Origin of the sequence: Sphingobium wenxiniae (assembly GCF_007830065.1) — a bacterium.
Lineage (GTDB): Bacteria > Pseudomonadota > Alphaproteobacteria > Sphingomonadales > Sphingomonadaceae > Sphingobium > Sphingobium wenxiniae.
Window position 1 is genome coordinate 1 of record NZ_VLKK01000053.1, and the last position, 4,708, is coordinate 4,708.

Below are 4,708 nucleotides of genomic sequence, written 5' to 3' on the forward strand. Positions count from 1 at the left end.
CGCCTTGCGCAGGATCTCGTTGGCCTGACGTAACTCCCGGTTCTCGCGTTCCAGGGCTTTGAGGCGGTCAGCCATCTCGGTCGGCACGCCAGCACGCTTGCCGCTGTCCACCTCCGCCTTCTTTACCCACTCAAATAGCGTCTGCGGGACGCAGCCGATCTTCTCTGAGATCGACACGATGGCCGCCCAGCGTGATGAATGCTCGGCTTCGTGATCCTGCACCATCCGCACCGCCCGTGCGCGAACCTCGGGTGCAAACTTGTTCGTCGTCTTGCTCATATCGACTCCACTTACTCAGAAGTTGGAGCCTCCGGCAAACCCGGGGCGGTTCATTCCGCCTTCGCCGTCGGAAAAGAAGAAGCCTCAGCGCTCGTTTGGTGCGTGGTCGAGGGCTGGGGAATCACTGCTTCTATCCGAAGCGAAAGCTGCGCGGAGATTGGGCGTATCTTCCTACACCATGCAGCGGTTCAGGAAGCGCGGAGAGATCGGCTTCTGCCAGATAGGCAGCGCAATTCGATACACCGAAAAGCAGATTGACGAATTTATCGAGAAGGCAAGCAAAGCATCATGCTCGGACAACGATTCCAACTCGGCGACTATTGGCTCTCCCAGCGCGCCGGTTCCGCTAATTGGTATGCAACCTACTTCGACAAACGTTCCCGGCAAACAAAGCGCACATCTCTTGGCACAAGCGATTTTCAACAAGCCCAACTGAAACTGGCCGAACTGGTCACGAAGAAAGCGGAGCTGAAGAACGTCCCGCTGGTTGAAATGCCGTTAGCTACCGTCCTGATCCGGTACTGGGAACGTCGGGGTTCGAAAGCCGCGTCCCACGACACCCAGCGGTTCGCCTCCAAGCTCTGGAACGAGTTTTGGGGAGAGGCGACAGTCGCGGAATTGTCGATTCCCCGACAACAGGAATTCATCATCTGGCTGAAAGCGCGAGGCTATAAGAACTCCTATGTCGATCGAATCCTATCTGTAGGCCGCGCCGCGCTGAATCTGGCGTGGAAGTGGGGAGAGCTACCCACCGCTCCCTTTATCATGCACCTATCGGACAAAAGCGATGCGAAGGAGGCGTATCGCCTGAAAGAGCATGAAATGAGGAGATTTTTGTCGGCCGTTCAGGCTTGGCCGCATGTCTACACCTTTTCTATGCTGATGCTGAACACGCTGAGCCGCCCAGCAGCGATCCTCGAACTCGCACCCGTTCAGGTCGATCTGGAAAACCGCCGAATCAACCTGAATCCAAAGGGCCGCAAGCAGACCAAAAAGTTTCGTCCTATCGTGCCAATTACAGACACACTGTTGCCGTTCGTCAGGAATCGCTCCGCCCTGCGCTTCGTGACGTGGCGCGGTAATCCGGTCCAGAGCGTCAAAAAGACGTTTGCCAAGGCCGTCAGCGCGGCTGGCCTTCCCGCTGAAGTCACTCCCTACAGTCTTCGCCATACGATGGCGGCTGAACTGCGACGACGGGGTGTGCCTGCATGGGAAGTTGAAGGTCTCCTCGGCCACCGCAGACCCGGTGTCACCGAAACCTATGCCGAGTTCTCACCCGATTATCTGAGCCAAGGGCGGGCAGCGATAGATGCGTATTTTGACGACTTGGCGATGGAGTTACCGGTGCATCCGGCAGAATGCGTGCCAGTTGCGTGCCAGCCGAAGTCCTTCGCTGTCCTACGGAAAGAGATTTTTATGAGTAATTTCAATTGGAAAACTGGAGCGGGCGAAGGGATTCGAACCCTCGACCCCAACCTTGGCAAAGTTGCATAGGCACTATTCCAAGATACGCTACTGTCCGCCATTCTACGATTAAAGATATGATTTTACGTTTCTTTTTTTAGAACTCTACGCTATACACGGCCGAGAGGAAACCCGCTTTTTCCATCTAGCGTTGTAGCCCGGTTGTAGCCTGAGAAATGGTGAAAGCCCGCAGAAAGACAGAGAAAAATGGCTAAGCAGTCTGAAATCAAGCTCACAAAAACGGTGGTGGACGCCGCTGAGCCAGGCGCAAAGCGTTATGTGCTGTGGGATAGCGATACCAAGGGCTTTGGCGTTCGCATCGGAGTGAGCGGGGTCAAAACCTTCGTGGTCAAGTATCTCGCCGAAGGCGGCGGTCGGAGTGCGCCGCAACGCTTCTTTACGATCGGGCAATTCGGCCCGCTCACCGTCGAGTTGGCGCGTAAGCGCGCGAAGGAGATCGTGGCTTCCGCGCTAATGGGCAAAGACCCCGTTTCGGAGCGCAATGCCAAGCGCAAGGAAATGCGGGTGAGTGCGCTGATCGACCTGTATGAAGCCGAGGGTTGCTTCATCCAGCGCGGCAAGCGCCAGGGCCAGCCGATGAAGCCACTGACCAAGAAATACACCATCGCCCGCCTGCGCCATCATGTCGTGCCGCTGCTCGGCCGGAAGCGCGTGACGGAGATCGGCGCGGCCGACATCGAGCGGTTCTTCCGCGATGTCGAAGCTGGGAAGACAGCGAAGAATGAGAAGACGGGGCCACGCACGCGGATCATCGTCAAGGGCGGCGCCGGTGCGGCGCGCAAAGTGTTCCGCGATCTGTCAGCCGTGTTCAGCTTCGCCAAGCGGCACGAGATCGTCACCGCCAACCCCTGCGAGAAGGCCGTGGTGAACAAGTCCGACAACAAGCGCACACGCTTCCTTACGCTTGAGGAAGTCGCACGCCTGGGTGCGGCGTGTGACGCACTGGAAGCCGAGGGCGTCAACAGCAAGGCGCTCAACATCACCCGGCTGTGGGTGCTGACCGGCTGCCGTCGCAATGAAATCGCCGAGCTGAAATGGGATGAAGTCGATCTGGATAACGGCCTGCTCGTCCTCGACGACAGCAAGACCGGCAAGTCGATCCGTCCGCTCTGCCTAGCGGCGGCGACCTTGCTCAAAGGTGTCGAGAAGGTGGACGACACGGACTATGTGTTTCCCGCCGACGAAGGCGACAACTATTTCCAGGGCACCAAGAATATCTGGCCGAAGATCGTGAAGAAGGCTGATCTGCCCGGCATCACTCCGCATACGTTGCGTCACACGGTCGGCGCTACGGCCACCTCGCACGGCGAGGCGCTAGCGCTAACAGGGGCGATCCTCGGCCATGCGAATCTGCGCTCAACGATGATCTATGCCCATGTCCAGCATGATCCATCGGTGAAGGCTGCCAATCGCGTAGGCCGCCGGATCGCCTCGGCGCTGGCTGGCGAAGCCAAGCCACCCCCCCGCAAGCGTCGCAAAGCGGCCGAATCCATACCGATCAAGGAAGTGGCTCCCGCCAGCAATGGTTTGCTGCCCGATCCCGAATGGGATGCGTTGACTGAGCTTGCCGTATTGCCGGCTGAGGAAAAGGGCTTTCTGGCTTCAGCCAGTGATCCGACGCTTACTATGTTGGCGAAGCGGGGCTTCGCGATAGCAAATGCGGGGCCGAACGATCTGCTCGCATGGTGGCGTATCAGTTCTATCGGCTCAGCGCTGGTCGAGTTGCATATTGTGCATAAAGCTGCCGCATAATAAGCGACGAGTTACCACTATCCATGCTTTCTGGCAGTGCGAAAGCCCCGAAGAAACTCCTCTCGGTCAAGCGCGCCCTCAATCAGGGATGGGCCGATCAGAAAGGCAGGCGTTCCGGCAATTCCAAGCGCAAATGCATCTCTGGCCGTTCGCGCCATTATCGAGTCGATCTCGCGAGCATGGACCTTCAAATCATTTTCGAGCTGACCCCATCGGCCGCCAACTCGCTCGATGACTTCACAGAGAACAGCCGGTTCAAGCGATCGTTGCTCGCTCATCAAGGCATGATGGACCTGCGGATAGATCGATTGCCGGTCGGCAGCGATCGCGACACGCGCCGCAAGCTGCGACACCGCCCCGAAGATCGGCCAGTCCTTATAGATGATCGTCACTTTGCGATCTTCTTCAAATGCCATCCGCAATTGCGGTTCGGCCATCCGGCACGCCGGGCACTGGTAGTCAGTAAAGACCGCAAGGGTGACGTCTGCGTCGGATGGACCCTCACGCGGCGCGCCATGCTCACGGAGGAGCGATTGCGCAACGTCGCTGCCCGATACGTCGCGTCCGAGAGGCGCCGTCTTTCTGAGGACAACGCTTGCCCCGAAGCCGATCGCGACGACGCCGGATAGCTGGATCAACTCTCGACGGGTCAATTTTAGTCGCCGCTCCACTAGCCCGCCTGCGCTGCTCTCTCATCCCGCCCGTGTGATGATGCCCCTTGACCATTTAACCTTACGCCAAACTTAAACGCTGCATCCTAGCTGGTGGCATCGCGCACCTAAGACGGCCTTAAGCTTGCCAGTCGAATATCCGATCATGAACGGCCCGCTGAAATCCGAAGTTTCGGCAAATACGGCGTCAGCATTCGCTCCATCGACTAGGAAAGCCTGTTGATTTCCACTGAGAGTTGACCCGGGATTTTCATCGAGAAGTGACCCGGTTGGAAGGTATGTCCCGCTATGCGGGTGGTGGGTCAAGCGGGTTATTTTTCCTTTCGTGATTTGGGGTCCGCGGCGCTGGCCCTGAACCGAAAGCTGTCATTGCCGGTCTCGAGGATGTGACAGTGGTGGGTGAGCCGGTCCAGCAGAGCCGTTGTCATCTTGGCATCACCGAACACGCCAGCCCATTCGCTGAAGCTGAGGTTGGTGGTGATGACGACGCTGGTGCGCTCGTAAAGCTTGCTCAGCAGGTG

Annotated in this window: 5 protein-coding genes and 1 pseudogene; 3 read left to right on the top strand and 3 right to left on the bottom strand. The window is 58.1% G+C overall.

Annotated features, from left to right (window positions below):
- On the bottom strand, window positions 1–279 hold a 279-nt coding region (locus IQ35_RS20555), incomplete at its 3' end, for a transposase (RefSeq protein ID WP_145076154.1).
- 22 nt (window positions 280–301) lie between these two features.
- On the opposite strand from IQ35_RS20555, the pseudogene IQ35_RS21985 reads away from it, so the two are divergent.
- From IQ35_RS21985 to IQ35_RS20575, 3 genes and pseudogenes are all read left to right on the top strand, one after another.
- Window positions 302–544, top strand: a pseudogene (locus IQ35_RS21985) (helix-turn-helix domain-containing protein); the annotation flags it as partial.
- Window positions 545–567: 23 nt separating this feature from the next.
- Window positions 568–1,773 carry a tyrosine-type recombinase/integrase gene (locus IQ35_RS20565; RefSeq protein WP_158636733.1) on the top strand — a complete coding sequence of 402 codons (1,206 nt, stop codon included), beginning with the start codon at window positions 568–570 and terminating at the stop codon, window positions 1,771–1,773.
- A gap of 177 nt (window positions 1,774–1,950) precedes the next feature.
- Window positions 1,951–3,516 (top strand): tyrosine-type recombinase/integrase, encoded by a 1,566-nt coding sequence (locus IQ35_RS20575; RefSeq protein WP_145076157.1) that lies wholly within the window; start codon window positions 1,951–1,953, stop codon window positions 3,514–3,516.
- A gap of 17 nt (window positions 3,517–3,533) precedes the next feature.
- Here the strand turns inward: IQ35_RS20575 and IQ35_RS20580 are convergent, their stop codons facing one another.
- Both IQ35_RS20580 and IQ35_RS20585 read right to left on the bottom strand, forming a co-directional pair.
- The gene (locus IQ35_RS20580) at window positions 3,534–4,154 is read right to left on the bottom strand and encodes a DsbA family protein (RefSeq protein WP_158636734.1); all 621 of its coding nucleotides are present in this window, start codon (window positions 4,152–4,154) and stop codon (window positions 3,534–3,536) included.
- Window positions 4,155–4,498: 344 nt separating this feature from the next.
- A partial coding sequence (locus IQ35_RS20585; RefSeq protein ID WP_158636735.1) for an ATP-binding protein occupies window positions 4,499–4,708 on the bottom strand: 210 nt, incomplete at its 5' end.